Annotated in this window: 13 protein-coding genes; 9 read left to right on the top strand and 4 right to left on the bottom strand. The window is 52.7% G+C overall.

Annotated elements, in window-relative coordinates:
• Positions 1–236: 236 nt before the first annotated feature.
• The 7 genes from ABIE48_RS25615 (at position 237) to ABIE48_RS25585 (ending at position 10,201) form a co-directional block, all read left to right on the top strand.
• A complete protein-coding gene (locus tag ABIE48_RS25615; protein WP_192716978.1) occupies positions 237–2,528 on the top strand; it encodes a helix-turn-helix domain-containing protein in 2,292 nt (763 codons plus the stop codon).
• Positions 2,529–2,794: 266 nt separating this feature from the next.
• Entirely contained in the window at positions 2,795–3,736 is a 942-nt protein-coding gene (locus ABIE48_RS25610) for an ABC transporter permease (protein WP_354519894.1), read from the top strand.
• A gap of 15 nt (positions 3,737–3,751) precedes the next feature.
• Positions 3,752–4,660 (top strand): carbohydrate ABC transporter permease, encoded by a 909-nt coding sequence (locus ABIE48_RS25605; protein ID WP_076175564.1) that lies wholly within the window; start codon positions 3,752–3,754, stop codon positions 4,658–4,660.
• Between the two features lie 128 nt (positions 4,661–4,788).
• Positions 4,789–6,456 carry an extracellular solute-binding protein gene (locus ABIE48_RS25600; protein WP_354519892.1) on the top strand — a complete coding sequence of 556 codons (1,668 nt, stop codon included), beginning with the start codon at positions 4,789–4,791 and terminating at the stop codon, positions 6,454–6,456.
• A gap of 160 nt (positions 6,457–6,616) precedes the next feature.
• On the top strand, positions 6,617–8,383 hold the full coding sequence (locus ABIE48_RS25595) for an alpha-1,3-galactosidase-related protein (protein WP_192716976.1): 1,767 nt from the start codon (positions 6,617–6,619) through the stop codon (positions 8,381–8,383).
• A 17-nt stretch (positions 8,384–8,400) separates the two neighbouring features.
• Positions 8,401–9,045, top strand: a complete 645-nt coding sequence (locus ABIE48_RS25590) for an HAD family hydrolase (RefSeq protein ID WP_192716975.1) — start codon at positions 8,401–8,403, stop codon at positions 9,043–9,045.
• The gene (locus ABIE48_RS25585; protein ID WP_192716974.1) at positions 9,032–10,201 is read left to right on the top strand and encodes an SGNH/GDSL hydrolase family protein; all 1,170 of its coding nucleotides are present in this window, start codon (positions 9,032–9,034) and stop codon (positions 10,199–10,201) included. The genes ABIE48_RS25590 and ABIE48_RS25585 overlap by 14 nt, the downstream gene beginning before the upstream one ends.
• 187 nt (positions 10,202–10,388) lie before the next feature.
• Here ABIE48_RS25585 and ABIE48_RS25580 read toward each other — a convergent pair whose 3' ends face one another.
• The 4 genes from ABIE48_RS25580 to ABIE48_RS25565 all read right to left on the bottom strand — a co-directional run bounded on the left by ABIE48_RS25580 (position 10,389) and on the right by ABIE48_RS25565 (position 15,406).
• Positions 10,389–11,288, bottom strand: a complete 900-nt coding sequence (locus ABIE48_RS25580; RefSeq protein ID WP_192716973.1) for an aminoglycoside 6-adenylyltransferase — start codon at positions 11,286–11,288, stop codon at positions 10,389–10,391.
• A 709-nt stretch (positions 11,289–11,997) separates the two neighbouring features.
• Entirely contained in the window at positions 11,998–12,444 is a 447-nt protein-coding gene (locus ABIE48_RS25575) for a hypothetical protein (RefSeq protein WP_192716972.1), read from the bottom strand.
• Between the two features lie 1,075 nt (positions 12,445–13,519).
• Complete coding sequence (locus ABIE48_RS25570; RefSeq protein ID WP_076175584.1) at positions 13,520–14,413, bottom strand: carbohydrate ABC transporter permease; 894 nt, start codon at positions 14,411–14,413, stop codon at positions 13,520–13,522.
• Between the two features lie 21 nt (positions 14,414–14,434).
• Positions 14,435–15,406, bottom strand: a complete 972-nt coding sequence (locus tag ABIE48_RS25565; RefSeq protein ID WP_105441951.1) for an ABC transporter permease — start codon at positions 15,404–15,406, stop codon at positions 14,435–14,437.
• Positions 15,407–15,673: 267 nt separating this feature from the next.
• Between ABIE48_RS25565 and ABIE48_RS25560 the strand changes: the two genes are divergently transcribed.
• Together ABIE48_RS25560 and ABIE48_RS25555 are read left to right on the top strand one after the other, a co-directional pair.
• On the top strand, positions 15,674–17,221 hold the full coding sequence (locus ABIE48_RS25560; protein WP_192716971.1) for a response regulator: 1,548 nt from the start codon (positions 15,674–15,676) through the stop codon (positions 17,219–17,221).
• Positions 17,190–19,004: a cache domain-containing sensor histidine kinase gene (locus ABIE48_RS25555; protein WP_192716970.1), complete on the top strand. Its 1,815-nt coding sequence runs from the start codon at positions 17,190–17,192 to the stop codon at positions 19,002–19,004. The genes ABIE48_RS25560 and ABIE48_RS25555 overlap by 32 nt, the downstream gene beginning before the upstream one ends.
• Positions 19,005–19,134 lie beyond the last annotated feature (130 nt).

Here is a 19,134-nt window from a genome sequence, read left to right as displayed (position 1 = left end):
TTGCAGCCGTTCGGGCTGCGGTTGCCTTTTCTATATCAACAAATCATGATTTACGGCCTCCTCAGTCCCGGTGATGCTGCATTCTAACCGCAAAACAGGGAAAAATGTACCTTTTGGCTGGAGTGTACCTATACAAATTTGCGATCAAGGCTTTATTATGGAATGTACGCTGCATGAGCTGGCCATACATCTTTCAACCCACAAAATGATAGCGCTATCAAAACAAGGGGGATATCATGCTGAAACGTTCCAGCGTTTTTCGAAATTTTCTGATTTCTTATATCGTCATTCTTCTGATCCCCTGTGTGGGCGGTTACATTTCTTACCTCACCTCGATATCCGTTACACAGTCCATCTCGATCGATAACAGCTTGATTCAGCTGGAAAAGAGCCAGGAGCTGCTGGAGCACCGGATGGCGGAGGTGGAAGGCATGACCCGGCAAATCGCCATCAGCCAGGAAGTGAATATGCTGATGAACGACCGCCATCAAGTGCAGGATGTGTACGGTTTGTGGAAGGCGATGCGGAACGTGCTGACCTTTGGGCAAACCAACGATTTTCTTCAAAACTATTTCATTTATTTGGCCAATTACGATTTGATCCTGACTTCAGGCTCCACTTTCCGGCCGGAGCATTATTATGAATATTTTCATTATGACGATATGTCGTTTGACGAATGGAAGACCCAAGTGCTGCTAAAGACCCACCGCAGCGAAATCAAACCGTTGACTGCCTATACGGAGAGGGGAATGGGTACTTCCGTCATTACGTTTATGCAGTCCTTGCCGCTCGACAGCTTCAACGATTCCTCGCCGGCCAGCGTGGTGGTCATGATCGACGAAAAAACCATTACCGGTTTGCTGTCAGGTCTGACCAAAGGATTTGGCGGATGGGTGCATATCTATGACAGTCAAGGAAATACGCTTGCGCTCCAAGGGAGCGTTCCGTCGTATGTGGACAAATTGAAGGATGACCCGGCTTTTGATGCCAATAAAACGAGCCAATTTTATAAGGATGACCTGGTTATCACAACCCGTTCGGACAAGAACGGTTGGGTGTACCAGGCCGGCATTCCGCGGACCACTCTCATGGAGAACGCCAACAAGATCAGGCGCGCAACCTTTATCCTTACCGGAGGGACGATGCTGATCGGCCTGCTGGTCGGGCTGCTGCTGGCGCGTCGTCACAGCGTTCCGATCCAAAGCATGATCGGCATTATCAAAGAACAGTTCGGCCGGGACGAGCTGGAGAAAAGGAATGCGTATGATTTTCTTAGCGGCAATATCGCCAATATGATCAAGACAAACAAACAGCTCGAAGGCGAGCTGACCCTTCAGCTTCCGCTGGTCCGCGACGCTTTCATTAAGCGCCTCATTGCAGGCGAATTCGAATCGCACGATGTAATCGTGGCGGCGGCCAAACAGGCCAACATTTCGCTCGAAAAGGAGAGCGGTTATGCAGGCATTCTCTGCATTAACGGATACTCGGGTATGGACAGCGTGGAAATTTTGAATGAGCTCAGCGCCACACGCCTCCTTGTGAAACAAGCGCTGCTGGAAATCGCGGGTCCGCTGCCAGTATCCGACCTTGGATCCGATAAGCTTGTCGTCTTGTTTTTCTCACACGAGAACCGGGAACCCGGGCAGGACGAGGAGGAGCGGATAACCGCGCTGATGGAAGAGCTGATCCATCATCTGTTCCAGGAATACAAGGTTTCCATCCAGGCTGGTTTCGGCGAGGGCTTTGAGACGTTGATGGATGTGAGCCAATCGTTCGAGCAGGCCAAGCAGGCGCTGGAATATGCCGTGTTTGTGAACTCCAAGGGCATGCTGTGGAATCATGAAGCCCGCATCGAAAACACGACGTATTATTACCCGCTCGACGCGGAGCAGCGCTTGGCAAGTACGATCCGGGCCGGTGAAGAGGAGGAGGCTGGCAAGATCATCGACGGCATTTTCGAGCAAAATATCGCAAGGCGCGAGTTGTCTGTCGAGATGAAGCATCAGCTCGTCGGCGAGATCAAAGGAACCTTCCTCAAGCTGCTCGATCAGAAGGTTTTCCAGGAGTCGAACATGCTGGAAACTGTGAAGCGGAGAGTCATCGACATCGGCCCCGCCGAGCCGCTGGATTCCGTTCAGGCGGAAATCAAGAGCATTACCGCCACGCTGTGCGGCTATATCGCCAACAAGAAAAAGGACTCCCATGCCAAACTGGTTCAGCGGATGTACCAGTACACGGAGGAGATGTACGCCAATCCCGATTTGACCCTGTACCGGGTGGCCGAATATGTGGAACGGCCGGAAAAATACATTTCCCAGTTATTTAAAGAAGTGACTGGGGTCAATTACTCGGACCATCTGATTAAGGTGCGCATGGAAAAAGCTGCTGAACTGCTCAAAGAAAGCAATCATACGGTCGACGATATCGCCACCCAGGTGGGGTACAACAGCTCCCATTCGTTCCGCCGGGCGTTCAAGCGATTGATCGGCGTCACGCCGAGCGTATACAGGCAAACGCTCGACGAATAGCACCAGCTCTTGTAAGCCGCAGGATCCGTTTGAGGACGATGCGGCTTTTGTGCGTGCGGAAGCCGAAGTGGAAATATGTACAGCGCTTAGAGCGATGGACCCCCGAAAAAGGGGGAATTGGATGCAAAACGACCGAAGTGTACCTGTTCAAGCGCCCGTTTCATCCACTATGCTCAATCAAGAAAGAAAACGCTGTCATTTCATCACGCATCCACGCTGATGGCATAGGGGGGATTATTATTCTGAACAAGCAAGCCGCAATTCCAATGAAGCGCGAAAGCAGCACGCGTAAGGTCAGTTACTGGCAGATTGCCGGTAAAAGCATGAAGAAGCATTGGCAGCTCTATCTGCTCGTGATTCCTCCGTTGTTATTTTTCCTTATTTTCAAATACTACCCGATGCTTAACGCAGTCCTTGCATTCAAGGATTATAACGTCATTAAGGGGATTTGGGGCAGTCCATGGGTAGGCTTCAAGCATTTTGAGCTGTTTTTTAAAAATCCGCTGTTTTGGACGTTGCTCAAAAACACGCTGCTGCTGAGCGGTTATTTGATCCTTGCCGGATTTCCGATTCCGATTATCCTGGCGCTGATGATTAACGAATTACGCGGGAAGAGATTCAAGAAGTTCGTACAGATGGTCACCTTTGCCCCTTATTTTATTTCCACGGTGGTCATGGTATCGATCGTCATGCTGTTCCTGTCCCCAAGGCTGGGTTTCGCCAACGTCGTCCTGAATTATTTCGGGCTTGAATCCGTGAATTTTCTGGGTGACCCGGGCATGTTCCGCTCCATCTATGTCTGGTCCGACATTTGGCAGACGGCTGGCTACAGTGCGGTCATCTATTTGGCGGCCCTGGCGGGCATCGACCCGACCTTGTACGAAGCGGCAAAGGTGGACGGCGCTTCACGGTTCCAGAAAATATGGCATGTCGATTTGCCGGGCATCGTTCCGACCATCGTCATCATTCTGATTTTGAATGTCGGCAACGTCATGGCGATTGGCTTTGAAAAAGTATATCTTCTGCAAAATCCGCTGAATCAGGTGAATTCGGAAATTATCGCAACCTATGTGTACCGGATCGGATTGCTGAACGCAAACTACAGCTTTGCCACAGCCGTCGGCCTGTTCAATTCCGTCATCAACCTCATCCTGCTGCTGACCGTAAATGGATTGGCGAAGAGGCTGACGAACAACAGCATTTGGTAAGGAAGGAGCAAGGGTATGACCATTCAACTCGCAGGAAGAAAAGCAATCAAGGAGTCGAAGGGCGACCGCCTGTTTTTAGGCATCGTCTACACCATTTTGATCTTGGTCGTCCTGGCGGTTCTGTATCCGCTCGTCTACATTTTAAGCAGCTCCATCAGCAGTCCGGCGGCGGTTACCTCCGGAAAGGTATGGCTGTGGCCGGTCGACATTTCGTTTGAGGGCTTCCGCGTGCTTTTCAGCAGGCAGGAAATTATGACGGGCTATTTAAACTCAATTATTTATACGGCGGCAGGCACCCTGATCAGCGTCACGCTGACGGTCATGATTGCCTACCCGTTGTCCCGGAGGTCCCTCTTCGGGCGGAACGTATTCATGATGATCATCACGTTTACGATGATTTTCAGCGGCGGGTTGATCCCCACGTATATGGTCGTTAAAGAACTGCACTTGATCGACACAAGGTGGGCGCTGCTCATTCCCAACGCCATCTGGGTATGGCAGGTGATTATCGCCCGCTCCTTCTTTCAATCTTCGATTCCGGGAGAACTGCTGGAGGCCAGTGAGATCGACGGCTGCAGCGATATCCGTTTTATCCGCAGCGTCGTGCTGCCGCTATCCAAGCCGATCATTGCCGTGCTGGTGCTGATGTACGCCGTTGGGCAGTGGAATGCCTATTTCGATGCGTTGATCTATCTCAGAAGCGCAGACCTGTTCCCGCTTCAGCTAGTCCTTCGGAGTATTATTATCCAGAACAACAGCTCGGGAGGAACGATGGACGCCATGGCGATGGTGCAGAAGCAGCAGCTGGCCGAGCTGTTGAAATATGCGCTGATCGTGGTGGCGACCCTTCCGGTGCTTGTCATTTACCCGTTCGTGCAGCGCTATTTCGTGCAGGGGATGCTGGTCGGATCGGTCAAAGGGTAACCTTGAGGTGCTGATTTCGGCACACCATCCTGATTCTTATTCCATTTTAGATGGAGGTGGTGCCCTTTTTTGAGAAGAGGAAGGCATAAGAAGCTTGCTGCAGAACTATTAAAAAGGGAGCGATTCGATTGAAAAAAAGCCTAATACGAATGTTTATCCTGCTGATGGCCACCTTCATCGTCATCAGCGGCTGCTCCGGCAAAAAGACAGATAGCCCGGACAGCGCACAAGGGGGCGGTACCGCAGCCGACGGGGGATCGTCGAAGCCTGTACAGGTCAGCGTGTTCGCCGTCCAGGAATCGGGAATCGACATTCCGACGAACAAGTTTACCAAATTCGTCGAGGACAAATTCAACATTCAGTTTAAATGGCAGATTAACCCTTCCGACGGAGCCAAGGAGAAACGCCAGATTTCGCTGGCAAGCGGCGATTACCCCGATGCTTATCTGCTGACAGCCTACATCGATGAATTTTCACAGGCTGACGTCCTGAAATACGGGCAGCAGGGGGTGCTGATTCCTCTGAACGATCTGATCGAGCAGTATGGGCCCAACATCAAGAAGGCGATGGAAGAGAGTCCTGAAATGAAAGCTCTTGTCACGGCCCCTGACGGCAATATCTATGGGCTTGGGGCTTATACCGAATGCTTCCACTGTTCCTATCCGAATAAAATGTGGCTCAATACCGAATGGCTGAAAAAGCTCAATCTTCAAGAGCCGAAGACCACCGAGGAATTCAGAGAGGTTCTGAAGGCTTTTAAAACGAAGGATCCCAATGGCAATGGCAAAGCCGACGAAGTTCCGCTCAGCGGTTCGACAGAGGACTTCGGCGTCCGCATCATTCCTTATCTGATGAACAGCTTTATCTATGACGATGATCGGAACTATTTGACGATGAGCAGCGGCAAAGTGCAATCCGCCGCTATTACGCCGGAGTGGAAGGAAGGATTGAAATACGTTAAGTCCCTTTATGATGAAGGACTGATCGACCCGGGCGCATTTACGCAAAACGCTGAGGCCTTCAAAAAAGTCGGCGAAAATGCCGGTGCTGAAATTCTTGGCGCAGGAGCAGGCATGCACCCGGCCATCTTTGTCAATATCGACCCGGGCAACACCCGTTCCGCACACTACAACCCGCTGCCGCCATTGACCGGTCCGAACGGCATCTCGTATGCCACGCATGATGCTGGGGGCGTCACTTCCGGAGCCAAATTCGTGATTACGAATAAAGCAAGCAAAGAAGCGCAGATCGCATTAATTAAAATGGTGGATTATATGTTCACGCCCGAAGGGCAAACCAATGCCGGAACCGGTATGAAGGGCATCGATTGGACGGATCCGGAGCCGGGAGACAAAGCGCTTGGTGAAGGAGTCAAGCCGATGGTCAAAACGATTCCGACGAAGGAAGGCGAGCAGCCGCACAATGCGGGATGGAGCGGAATGGGGCATTTCTACATGCCGAAAGAATATCGCGATACCTGGGTACAGGGCACCGATATATACGCTTCGGACGGCTATGAGCGCAGACTGTACAACGCTACGCTTCTGTACCAAGGACATGAGCCTAAAGAAATCTTTCCGATTTGGTCCGTCTGGATCGATCCAACCGAAATCGATGAAGCCAGCATGCTGCAGACCAACCTGAAAAATTACATTGAGCAAAATGAACTGCAGTTCGTGACCGGCAACAAAGACCTGGACAAAGACTGGGACGCTTATGTGAAAGGCTTGAAGGACCTGCAGCTGGACCGTTACCTGGAAATTTTGCAGACGGCTTATGATAAATTAGCAAAATAATACGATTGAACAAGGAACCGGCAGCTTGGCCTGCCGGCTCCTATACGGGATGCCGGTTCTATAACAGACTGGCATCTTCCGCGTTTTCCTTTATTTTTGCAACATGGGCTGCGATTGTAATTCAAGGATGGGGCAGACAACGCATCGAAAGGAGCAAGGCATGACTGATTCTGGAAATCCGGGTCCGGCGCTGTTCAAAATGATATCACTGGCGGATTTTGGCGACGCTGAGGGCTTGCAGGCGAATGCAGGGACAGCCATGCGGCTCGCGCTTGAGGCAGCCGGTTCGCATGACGGCCCCGTCGTTTTGGACGTACCATTTGGAACATATCATTTTTATCCGGAGCATGCCGTCAGGGCGGCTTATCATATTACCAATACGGCCAGTGAGGAGGAAAACCCGGACGTCACGAAAACGGTCGCGCTGCTGCTGAAGGGGCTTCGCCGGCTGACGCTGGAGGGGAACGGTTCCCTTTTTGTGATCCACGGCAAGCAAACGATGCTGCTGCTGGACGGCTGCGCGGATATGGAAATCCGCAACCTGCGCTTCGACTATGCGGTACCGACCGTGACCGAGATGACCGTGGAGCGGCGTGGAGATCATGAGCTCGACGTTTGCGTGCATCCGGATTCACATTATGAACTGGAAGACGGACGTCTCACTTGGGTCGGTGAAGGATGGGTATTCCGGGAAGGGCCGGTACAGCACTGCGACATGGCCCAAAACGCCACCTGGCGTGTGGAAGATTGGCCGTCACGGGCTGAACGCATTGAGGAAATTGGCAGCCGGCGGCTGCGGTTTCATTTTGGGGAGGAAGCCGCTCCGCATGTTTCGGCTGGAATGACCGTACAAATGAGAGACGGTATTCGTGACCAGGTCGGCGTGCTGATCCTGGAATGCGAGAGGATCAGTCTGATCGGCATGGGCCTTCATTTTATGCATGGGCTGGGCATCGTCGGCCAGTTTAGCGCGGATTTGACCTTCGCCGATCTGGATGTGACGCCGCGCCCTGAGACGGGGAGAACGGTGGCGGGCTTCGCCGATTTTATCCATTGTTCAGGCTGCCGGGGCCGCGTCTCGATCACGGACAGCCGTTTTGCCGGACCTCATGACGATGCGATTAACGTTCACGGCACGTACCTCCGCATCGTCGGCCAGCCGGCGCCCGATCAAGTGCGGGCTCGATTCATGCATCCGCAAACGTATGGTTTCCGCGCTTTCTTTTCGGGAGACGAGATTGCCTTTGTCAATGCGCACAGTCTTGCGTCCTATGCTTTCGGGCGGATCGCCGCCGTGAAGATGCTCGGCCCCCGCGAGTTTCTTCTGACATTGGAGCAGCCGGCCGCAGCATCGATAGGGGAGCATGATGTCATCGAGAACGTGACGTGGACACCGGAGGTCGTGATCGAAAGGAACCATTTTGCCAGAATACCGACCCGGGGCATACTGGTGTCGTCGCCGCGGAAGACGGTCATAGAGGGCAACAGGTTTGAACGCATGAACATGAGTGCCGTTCTGGTTGCGGGCGACGCGAATTCCTGGTACGAATCAGGCGCTGTCACGGATGTGCGCATTGCGGGCAACCAATTTATCGACTGCGGCGGAGAGGAGCACCCCGTGATCCGGATCGCTCCCGAGAATGAGCCTTCCGTGCCGGACGTATCGGTCCACCGCAACATCCGGATCGAGGATAACCGGTTCAGAACGGCTCATGCCGTGCTGCTGTCGGCGCGAAGTACGGAAGGGCTAGCCTTTTGCCGAAACGATATTTTGCTTGCAGAGAAGGCCGGCAGCAAAGACGGGCTGTATTCGGGCGGGCTCATTAATGGGCTGAACCCCGACGGACTTTTTAAGCTGGAACGCTGCAGCGGAGTTGAAATGGCCGACAATTCGGTCGGCTTCAAGGTGGCTCCGACAGACGAATAGAACGAGGAATAAAGGAGATGGACGTCATCGACAAGAAAAGACTGATCGTATTTTTGGACAGCGGGGATACGCTGGTGGACGAGTCTACCGAGGTTCGTGACGAAGACGGAATCGTGGTCAGCGCCGACCTGATTCCGGGGGCCGCGGAGATGGTGAAGACGCTGCATTCGCTTGGCTTTACGCTTGCGCTCGTGGCCGATGGGGACGCACAATCCTTCAAAAACGTGCTGAGTCAGCACCGCCTGCACGATTATTTCGATGCGCTCATCATTTCCGAGCTGATCAAGGCCACCAAGCCGAGCCCGCGGATGTTTAAAGCGGCGATCGGCGCGCTGAACGGGTCCGAAGCGGATTTTGCCCGCACCGTCATGGTCGGCAACAATTTAAGCAGGGATATCAAGGGAGCGAACGCCCTTGGCATCATCAGCGTTTTTCAAAGCTGGACGCCAAGGTACCCCCATACGCCGGCAGATGAGTCCGAGCAGCCCGCTTATACGATCAGCGAACCGATGCAGCTCATCGAACTTGTTAACCGGCTGGAAATGGAGCTTGGGGCAGCGGAAACGGAAGGCGAGAGTTCCGAACCCCGGAAAGTACGGCAGGAGCGGCAGGAGTGGCAAGAACGACAGGCAAAGGGGGCCGGGGACCATGCCGCATTCTAAGCCGATTCATCCGCATGCGTATCCCAAACCCATCATCCATACCCGGAGCGGTCTACCCGCATTTCAGGATAAGATACGCAAGGGACTGCCCGTAACCGTTGCTTTCCTTGGCGGGTCCATCACGGAGGGAGCGGGAGCTTCGGACGCGGATAAGACCAGCTGGCGTGGGCTGACACAGACCTGGCTTGAGGATCGCCACGGTGCCGACCGGGTGGCCTGCATCAACGCCGGCGTCGGCGGCACCGACTCGACCTTCGGCGCGCACCGGCTGCAGGAGCATGTCCTGGAGCACGGGCCGGTCGATCTTCTGTTCGTCGAATTCAGCGTCAACGACGGGACGGACCGCAGCGAGTCGATCCGAGGCATGGAGGGGATCGTCCGCGGCTGCAAGCGGCGCTCACCGCAGACGGACCTTTGCTTTGTCTATACCGCAGCGGACAAAAATTTAGGACCGGGCGTCCCGTTCAACATCGCCGTACACGAGGAGGTCGCCGCTTATTACGGCATCCCTTCCGTCAACTACGCCTCAGCCATTCAGCAGGGCATCGAGGAGGGGCGCTGGTCATGGAAGGAACTCGCGCCGGATGGCGTCCATCCGAATGACGAGGGCCACGCGCTATATGCCGGCTTTGCCCGGGAATTCCTGGAGCCTTTCTTTGAGATAGGACTGGATGCGATAGCTGAAACCGGTCATGCCACCAGCATTGGAAGGGATGCCCTTTCCCTCCCGCCTTTGGAGGCGGGGAATTACGAGTACGGACGCATGATCCGGGCAGACAGTATTTTAAGCCAGAGAGGATTCGACTACAACGGGCTTCAGCACAAGCCGGTCATGAACTGGCGCTACGATGACGGTCACTTGGAGGCGCTGAACGAAGGAGCAAGCCTCAGTTATATCGTGACTGGCCGCGGAACGGGACTCTGCCTGTTCATGGGCCCCGACTCCGGCATTCTGGAATACGCCGTGAACGGAGGCCCTTTTCAAGAGGTGAACCTTTTCGACGATTGGTGCAAGCTGGCTTACAGACCCGTGATCATCATGCTAGCCAGCGGTTCCGAACCGGCCGAAATGCGGGTGGAGATCAGAAACACAGGGCGAAAAGACGTGGAGAGTCTGGGAACGCGACTGCAGGTGCTGCGAATCCTGAGCCATTAAAAAGGGGATAGCATGTCTCGCTCTGGTCGTAACACTTGAGCCATAGACCACTCTAAAAAACAGCCGGGCCACGAAAGCAGCAAGACCACCTTCCAAAGAAAAACCAGCCAGGCCCCCGTCAGGGTCCGGCTGGTTTTCGATGTTATTCACGTTCGGTGTAGGTCGCCAACGTTAGCATGTGCTGTACCTACGCTTCTTTACCTGGCTCACGCCCTGGCGCGAATATTTCAGCGGCCCCGGGTTCCAGGGTTCGGACACGCTCCAGGTATGCCATCACCCGGCGGTCATCTTCATTGGGATAGGCAAAGCCGAATTTCGTCGCCACTTCTTGCGCCGTGCTGCGGAATAGGTCGGTCATAGTAAACAGCGCGTTCCAAGCATCTTCGTATTGGCCTTTTGGATAGGTGGCCAAAAGCTGTTCCCAGCTCGATTCGGGAATGTATCCCTTTAAGTACTTCCCGTTTTTGCCGGTGCTCACCGAGAACCCGGTAAGGACGCCGGCCTGCCATTCGAGCATCTTGACCAGCATCTCTCGGATGACATTCAAATGGTCGAGCGCATACAGGATCTCCTGTCTCCACAAACCTTTGGCGACGTAGGGCGAGACCCACCAAAACTCGTTGCAGCAGTCGGCAAATAGTTTGGCGGTCGGCTGCTGTACCCAATATTCCTGATCCGTAGGCTCTGTCAGCTGCGGCAGACTCTGGTCTTTGTCGAGCAGCACCACGGCCAAGCGGTCACCGCCGTTCCAGTCATCCTTTTTATCGATCGGGCAAAGGGTCAGGTCAATCCGATTGCCATCCGTGAACAGCATGAGATACGGATAAAATCCGTCCATAGACGGAGGAATGAGCTTCATCTCCTCCGGCTTTTGCATGACGATCCGATCGCCGAATACGTTGACCCAGTCGGGATCCTGGATAAAAGACCCCACGCCAGTCACGACATACACAATATCGTAATCCTGAAAAACATCCTTCGGCGCATTCGGATTCGTCCGCGAGCCGTTCATCCCAACGGCCCGGATACGCTCGTCGCTTTTGGCTACATTCAATATCAAATCCAACATTTCTCGTTCGCTTCTCATCCCGGGTACAGCCTCCCTTTTTTATATTAATTTGGAGTTGGATCATGCTTACAAGAGGCGGTCCACGAATTCGGATACTCCAGCGAACGACGAGTTCACGTTACAAGTGGTCAAGCAGCTTCTTCATGATGATTGTCCTCCTTTTTAGTGGTGGGTGCATCATCTGTAGAACGGAATTGTAAGGATCATGACAGGCGGTATACCGCCCATACCATAATTACTGACATCTTACCACAAATTGGAGGAGGGCGGGAAAGCGTGCTGCTCAACTTAGGTGAATTTTCCTGAAGCAAATATCGGTAAATTCCGTTTGATGACCGGACCGTTTGGGGGGGCAACGAATAGTCCAAAAATCTGGATTATACAGGGGATAGCTGAATGGTCTGCGATAAAGCGAGTTCACAGTTTTTTTAGACTGTCTACATACGATGAACAAATTCAAGTTTTGTCTTTTAAATGGTGGACAGAAGTACATATCTTTTCCTAATTGTTGATTTCTATATATAGTAAAAATATTTGGGATTAGTACTAGATACAGGGATTTAGAGTCGATCCGCCAGCAGGAGAATGTAGTGTATCGAGTCCTTCTTTTGTAAGACAAAGTATGAAATTGTCCATTGAGGAAGGACGGATTTTATCCTCACTGAGGTGGCCAAGAGGCAAATGCTTTTCATTTCACAATAAAAGGGACCGGGCTTGCAAGCAACAGTTATTTAAATACATTTCGAATAGCTGCAGCATCGAAGTCGTTCGTAATTTTGTATGACCTAGATGCATTTTTAGGTGCTGCTGCATTGTACTCAAAGGTATGCATATAGTCGCTATCATAGAGAGTGATTCCGTACGCTCTCCCTTCGTCGGTTGTTTTCACAGTTATCCAGTAGGATTCGGTAAATTGAATGTCTGATGATCCGAACTTTTTTAAATTCGCCGCAAAAAGTGAGTTCAATATTTCATTGATTTCTTCCGAATTCGTTACATTTTTGGTGTGCTCACCCTGCTGATCGCGTTTGATGATTTCAATGGACGCCACACGGTTAGTATCGAGCTTATCCAGTACAGCTTCTTTAAACGTAAAGGTTTTTGGTGAAAAGTAGAAAATCCCCAAGCCGATCACGATGAGGACGGCGGCCGCAAGGTATATTAGTCGTTTCATCACTTCATCCCCCTTCGTTCTGACCAATCACGTAAAGTATGCTGCGGATTTAAAAAATTTACTTTTACTCCCAATTCTATAAATAATGAGAGGCATAAATCAAGCGATAATCAAAGTTTATCTTAATAAGGGAACCCTGCGGCCGTGGGCTTAATTTAGAGCATGGTTGATTTCGGCTACTCCGAAATCCCGGCCCTGGGGTTGAACATGCCCCCCTACACAAGTCTATCATACCCTGATATCCGAACAAGGATTTGCCGCTGCGCGTTCCTCCTTGTTCGGATAGTTCAACTACTCCGGCGGCGCGGTGCGCCTGGCGGAGTAGTTGAACTAACAGGGGAAGTATAGTCGATGATGATGATCGATATGATACGCATGTTCCAGGTGGCAAGCCTAACGGGCCGGTGATTTTAAACCAAAGGGAGCGAATCTATGAGGGCACCCTTTCAAACCTTCCTCTATACATGGATGCAATAAAATAATGGCTCTAAGCAAAACACAAGCAGCCTGGCCAAAGGCCAGGCGCTGATCAGTCTCAAGCGAGTTCACGGCCAAAGCCGCCCGGAACGAGCCTATTACCCCCGTCAAGAGATGGGGAAGAGGGCCCTCCCACGTGCAAAACTTTGGGTTTCATCATGAATTTGCTGCAACACAAGCAGCCTGGCCAGGGGCCAGGCGCTGATCAGTCTCAAGCGAGTTCACGGCCAAAGCCGTCCGGAACGAGCCTATTCCTTCCTCATCAAGAGATGGGGAAGGGCCTCACAAACGTGGAAGTCAACGGAAAAGTGGCTCCAAGAGGAGGCGGGAATTGGGGTGGAAAGTCTACGTGCCGCCTTTGAGACCGGGTTCCAACCACCTTATCAATTCCAAGGAACCCGGTCTCAACAGCGGCTGAAACCCCAATCCCGCCCCTCCCACGCACAAACGTCTGGGTTTCCTCCACTCACCCCTCGCACTTACCCCACGCGCCAAACGTCTGGGTTTCGCCAGCCATCTAGACAGCTCGGCCATATCTAATCCACTCACAGACTTACCACACTCGGTTTTGCCATCCCCGCACACACCCAGTCCTTCCTCAGCTCTTGATCGCCCCCATCATGATCCCCTTCACAAAATACCGCTGCACGAACGGATATACGAGAATGATCGGCAGTGTGGCGACCATGGTCACCGCCATCCGGATGCTCTCGCTCGATACCGGGATGCGCTTGGAGCTTTGGGCCAGCTGCTGGGCGTCGGACATCATGCTGGCCGTCTGGAACTGGTTCAGGATTTTGACCAGCACGGCCTGCAGCGTCTTCAGCTCAGGCTTGTAGGTGTACACGTAGGAATCATACCACGAGTTCCAATGGCCGATGGCCAGAAACAGCCCGATGGTGGCCAGCACGGGAACGCAGAGCGGCATGATGATGCGGAAAAAGATTTGCAGGTCGTTCGCACCGTCGATTTTGGACGATTCCTCGATCTCACCGGGGATTTGCTCGATAAAGGTCCGGACGAGAATCATCAGAAACACGCCGATCAGGCCGGGGAAAATATACACCCAAAACGAATCGATCAGCCCGACGGATTTGATGACCATATAGGTCGGAATCAGGCCGCCGCCGAAATACATCGTGAACACGAAAAAGAAGGAGAAGTACTTCCAGCCGATCAAGTTCCGTTTGCTGAGCGCGTAGGCCAGCATGGAGATGCAGAAGATGGACACGGCGGTGCCGACGACCGTACGCAGCACGGTGATTTTGATGGCGCTCCAAATTTCCGGGTTACGGAAGATGGTCATGTAGCTTTCAAAGGTCGGCACGCGCGGCCAGAAATACAGCCCTCCTTTTAACGTGTCCGTCGCGTCGTTCAGGGAAATGACGAAGATGTTCCAGAACGGATAGAACGTCGCCAGGAAGATGATGGCCAAAAAGACGTACAGTGAGGCATCGAACAGATGCTCGGGGACCGTTTTGCTGTTTTTCATATCGTAAACCTCCCGGGTCGATTAGAATAAAGACTGGCCGTTGAGCCGCTTGGCGATGCCGTTGACGATGATGACGATGATAAAAGCGACGACGGAGCTGAACATACCGACGGCGGAGGCATAAGAGAACATGCCGTTCTGAATACCGTAGCGGAACGAGTAGGTAGACAGCACATCGGAGTAGTCGCGCGTCAAATCGTTGCCGAGCAGGAAGTGCTGGTCAAAGCCGGCATTTAGAATGCCGCCGAGGGCAAGGATCAGCAAAATGACGATCGTCGGCTTCAGGTGCGGCAGCGTGATGTAACGGATCTGCTTGAAGCGGCTGGCACCGTCGACCTTGGCGGCTTCGTACAGCTCCTGGTTAATGGAGGAGATGGCGGCCAGATACATGATCGAGTTGTAGCCCATGTCCTTCCACGTGTTGCCGATCGCGACGATCCACCAGAAGTAGGAGCCGTGCTGCAGGAATAAAACGCTCTCACGAGTAATATGCAGAAACTTCAATATACCGTTGATTGCGCCGTCCGAGGACAGCAGCGTCACGATAATATTGGCCGCGATAACCCAGGAAATAAAGTATGGCAGATACGATGCGGTCTGCACCGTCTTTTTAAAGCGAACGCTCCGGATTTCGTTGATGGCGATGGCAATGAGGATCGGCATCGGAAATGAGAACAGCAGTGTAATTAAGGTCGACGCCAGCGTGTTGCGCATGACGATGAGAAAGTCGCCGTTGTTGAAAAAGTACTGGAACCACTTGAATCCGACAAATTCGCTATGAAACAGCGTATGCCAGAAGCCGCCCAGCGTCGGCTGGTAATTGACAAAGGACATGTATAGCCCCACCATGGGCGTATAAGCGAAGATGAGCGCCCAGACGATCGCGGGCAGCATCATGAGGAACAGATACTTCTGTTGTTTGACGGTCACCCACAGCTTGCGCCGGGGGATCGGGAGCTCCGATCTTTTCTGTAAAGCCAGTTCGGTTTTCATAGGGGGCACCTCGCATCTTAAGTTAACTCAAATTATAAAACCCGCAAAAAATGAGTGTCGATACGCCATTGTAACGAAAGATGCTTGAAAATGACTTACATTTGTGAGGACCCTTAGTTAAGTAACGGGAAACCACTATAATATAGAATGAACTAAAGGTTTCTATCGTTATCGCTTGATTCACGGGGCATTTCCGTGTCAGAAAAAGGACTTTCTTTAGTTCATTTCTATATAAACGTTAGCAAAAGGGGACTGGAGGGGTAGACCATGTACAGCATTTTTCTGGTAGACGACGAAGAGCTGGAGCTTGAGATGATGAGGGACTATATCCGCTGGGAAGAAATGGGGCTCTATGTCGCAGGCACGGCCGTCAATGGGCGGGATGCCGTGGAGAAGATCGAGGCGATCCAGCCCGACATCGTGCTGACCGACGTGCAAATGCCGCTGATGAACGGCCTGGACCTGGCGCGGCATATAAGGGAGCGTTATGACTGGATGCAGCTCGTGTTCCTTACGGGGCACGACGAATTTGATTACGTCAAATCGGCCTTGAACGTGGGGGCCGTCGGTTATTTGCTCAAGCCGCTCGATCTCAGCGAAATTGTAAGCGTTATCGAAAAAGTAAAGCATCAATGCGAGGAAGTGCGGATGAAGAACCGTTCGATCCGCGTGACCCGCTCCCATATTTTGAAGGAGCTCGTTCATGAATCCGATGCGGAGCGCACCGGAAATCTGGCCGCCAGCTTTCGCCGGCTATCGCGCCACCCTGAGGGTCAGAAGTACGCATTGGCCCTGCTGCAGCTGGACGGCATCAGCGCTGAGGCACAAAGCGTATCCGTGGAAGACGGACGCGACCAGGTGTCCGAGCTGATCGGGGAATGGCTGGCCGAGAAACGAATAGACGCCGACATCGTCCTGTTCAAAGAAGGCGAGATGGGCCTATTTATGGACGCTGCGGCCAAGCCGGGTGATTATGGTTGGAACGATCTGCTGGAGCGTATCCGGCAATCGCTGCATTTTACGGTAACGATCGCCACGGCACCGCAGGAGGAATCGTTGACGGGAATTCAGGCGCTGTACCGGCAAACACGGATCATATTGGCGGAGCTATTTTACACGGGAAAAGGAAAAGTCATCGGGCCGGAGGACGTTCAGCAGTCCAAGGGTGGGGAGGCGCCCGCGCTTGCGGAGAAGGAATGGATCGAAGCGCTGGACGGGCATGATCTGAAACGGGCGGGTGAGATTTTAAGTGAGCAGATCGCCAAGCTGGTGGAGCTGAGGGTTGTGAAAAACGAGGTGTGCGGCGCGGCCATCGGCTGGATCGAGCACCTGCTGGAGCACATTCACGAGCCGATTGCGGAAAGCCATAAGCGTGCCGAGCTGTACCATACCGTGTACGGCTGTCAAACCATTTACGAGATTGAAGCGCTGGTGATGGACTACGCCAAGCAGGCGGCGGATTCGGTCCGGCAGCGGTTTGCGGACAAGAACGCCAAGCTGGTGCATCAGGTGCGGACGATGATCGACCAGAACTTCCATCAGCCGATTACGATTAACAGCCTGTCAGATCAGGTGTACCTGTCGCCGAACTACCTGCGGTCCATTTTTAAAGAGAAAACGGGGATGACGATTCACGACTACCTGACCCAAATCCGCCTCGACAAGGCCAAAAGCTACCTGGCCGACGAATCGCTGAAGGTGCAGGACATCGCCCAGATGGTGGGTTACGAGAGCACGTCCTACTTTATTTCCTTATTCGTGAAAAACCAAGGAGTCACGCCGAATGAATACCGAAAACATCTCCTTCTGGGATAAAATCGCTGCGCGCATTCCGTTCACCCGGACAGGCAGGCTTGCCCGCCCGCGCCTGCGGCACAAATTTTTCCTCATCTTTCTGATCGTCATTATTCTGCCGTTCTCCATTCTGATCTATTATTCGTATACGTCGACCCGCAGCACGATTACGAAGCAGACGTATACTGCTCTCAATGTGACATTGGCCCAGATCAACACCAACGTGGAGAAGCGGCTGGATTACTATAACCAGCTGTCGAACATTTTGTACATGGATGCCCAGCTGCGCAATTATTTATCGACGGATTACGAGCAGGCCTTTTACTATTTGGACGCTTTTCAATACATCAACCGCACGCTGCCCTCGCTGATGACGCTGAATTCCAACATTCAGAACATCACGATCTTTACCGGCAACAAAACGCTGTACTCCGACGGCCAGTATGTGAAATATATGGAGGAGCTGCCCGCCGAAATCAAGGAAAAGGCGCTGAAAGCCGCCGGAAGCACCGTCTATACCCATACGGACGACTACACGGCGCCGGATGCGCATTTTACGCTGGCCCGTTCGCTGAGCTATTTCAGCCTCCAGCATCCCTACGGGATTTTAACGCTGGATATTAGCGACAACGAGCTGTACTCCCTCATCAAGATGGAAAACAACAACAAAAGCGTCTACATTATCGACGAAAACGGAAGGATCATCAGCACGGGGGATCAGAACCTGGCTTCCAGCTTGCTGTACGACCTCTATCCCATTCAGAAAGAGCTGAGCGGGACATCCGGACATTTTGACTTGAAAATGAACGGGCAGGAGCGCTTTTTCACCTATAACAAGCTGAGCAACGGCTGGAGTACGGTCATTACCGTGCCGTATGATGAGCTGCTGTCCAACACGAACAAGGCTACGGGAAAAATCATCTGGTTCTCCGCGATTACGATCAGCATCGCCATTCTGCTGCTGTATTTTACCACCAAGGTGCTGACCAAACGGATCGAGGTGCTGCTGCAGCAGATCCGCAAGGTGGAGCGGGGCGACTTCCGCCTCTCCATCAAACCGATGGGGCATGACGAGATCGGCCAGCTGTCCTTTGCCTTTAATAAGATGGCCTCAACGATCCAGAATCTGATCCAGGACGTGTACGTAAAGGAAATCGCTATGAAGGAATCGGAGCTGAACACGCTGCAGGCGCAGATCAATCCGCATTTTCTGTATAATACGCTGTCGTCGATCTCTTCGCTGGCCTTGAAAGAGGGGGCGGGGCAGGTCTACCGCATGGTCAACTATTTGGCCAAGTACTACCGGGTGTCGCTGAACAAGGGAAAGCGGATCATTCTGGTGGAGCAGGAAATCAATCTCGTCAAAAATTATTTGGCGATTCAGGACATCCGCTTCCGGGACAAGCTGCATATGCACTACGACCTCGATGAAGAGCTGTTCCAGCGGACGACGATCAAGCTGATTTTGCAGCCTTTTATCGAGAACTGCATCAACCACGCGATGTGGGACGAGTCGGGTGTTAACATTAACGTCAAGCTGAAGCGGGACAGGCGTGACATGCTGCTCCAGGTCATTGACGACGGTGCCGGGATGACGGCGGAGCAGCTGGACCAGGCGATGCAGAAGAGCGACAGTCCTTCCGGAGCTTCCGGATACGGAATCAAAAACGTGGATGACCGCATCAAGCTCACTTATGGCGGGGAATACGGGGTGTCCATGTTCAGCAAACCGGGCATCGGCACCGCCGTCACGATCCGGATACCGCTCGATCCGCCTCCGTCTGCCGTAAAAGCACCAGGATGAGAAGCCGCCTTGAAACGATGAAAGACGTTTTCCATTATGAATTGTAATATTGCGTTATAGCTAATTGAACTCCCCGTTTTTACAATTAGACATGTATTCGGGAACAAGAATATGACGACTTCAGAAAGGG

The sequence above is a fragment of the Paenibacillus sp. OAE614 genome (assembly GCF_040546645.1).
GTDB classification, from domain to species: domain Bacteria; phylum Bacillota; class Bacilli; order Paenibacillales; family Paenibacillaceae; genus Paenibacillus_AQ; species Paenibacillus_AQ favisporus.
Note: the sequence above shows the minus strand (reverse complement) of the source record. Positions and strands in the feature narration are given on the sequence as shown.

What these genes read in the sequence shown, in the direction of transcription:
- ABIE48_RS25570 (WP_076175584.1), bottom strand. Translation starts at nt 14,413, where the DNA reads ATGAAAAACAGCAAAACGGTCCCCGAGCATCTGTTCGATGCCTCACTG.
- ABIE48_RS25565 (WP_105441951.1), bottom strand. Translation starts at nt 15,406, where the DNA reads ATGAAAACCGAACTGGCTTTACAGAAAAGATCGGAGCTCCCGATCCCC.
- ABIE48_RS25585 (WP_192716974.1), top strand. Translation starts at nt 9,032, where the DNA reads ATGCCGCATTCTAAGCCGATTCATCCGCATGCGTATCCCAAACCCATC.
- ABIE48_RS25610 (WP_354519894.1), top strand. Translation starts at nt 2,795, where the DNA reads ATGAAGCGCGAAAGCAGCACGCGTAAGGTCAGTTACTGGCAGATTGCC.
- ABIE48_RS25560 (WP_192716971.1), top strand. Translation starts at nt 15,674, where the DNA reads ATGTACAGCATTTTTCTGGTAGACGACGAAGAGCTGGAGCTTGAGATG.
- ABIE48_RS25615 (WP_192716978.1), top strand. Translation starts at nt 237, where the DNA reads ATGCTGAAACGTTCCAGCGTTTTTCGAAATTTTCTGATTTCTTATATC.
- ABIE48_RS25575 (WP_192716972.1), bottom strand. Translation starts at nt 12,444, where the DNA reads ATGAAACGACTAATATACCTTGCGGCCGCCGTCCTCATCGTGATCGGC.
- ABIE48_RS25580 (WP_192716973.1), bottom strand. Translation starts at nt 11,288, where the DNA reads ATGAGAAGCGAACGAGAAATGTTGGATTTGATATTGAATGTAGCCAAA.
- ABIE48_RS25605 (WP_076175564.1), top strand. Translation starts at nt 3,752, where the DNA reads ATGACCATTCAACTCGCAGGAAGAAAAGCAATCAAGGAGTCGAAGGGC.
- ABIE48_RS25555 (WP_192716970.1), top strand. Translation starts at nt 17,190, where the DNA reads ATGAATACCGAAAACATCTCCTTCTGGGATAAAATCGCTGCGCGCATT.
- ABIE48_RS25590 (WP_192716975.1), top strand. Translation starts at nt 8,401, where the DNA reads ATGGACGTCATCGACAAGAAAAGACTGATCGTATTTTTGGACAGCGGG.
- ABIE48_RS25595 (WP_192716976.1), top strand. Translation starts at nt 6,617, where the DNA reads ATGACTGATTCTGGAAATCCGGGTCCGGCGCTGTTCAAAATGATATCA.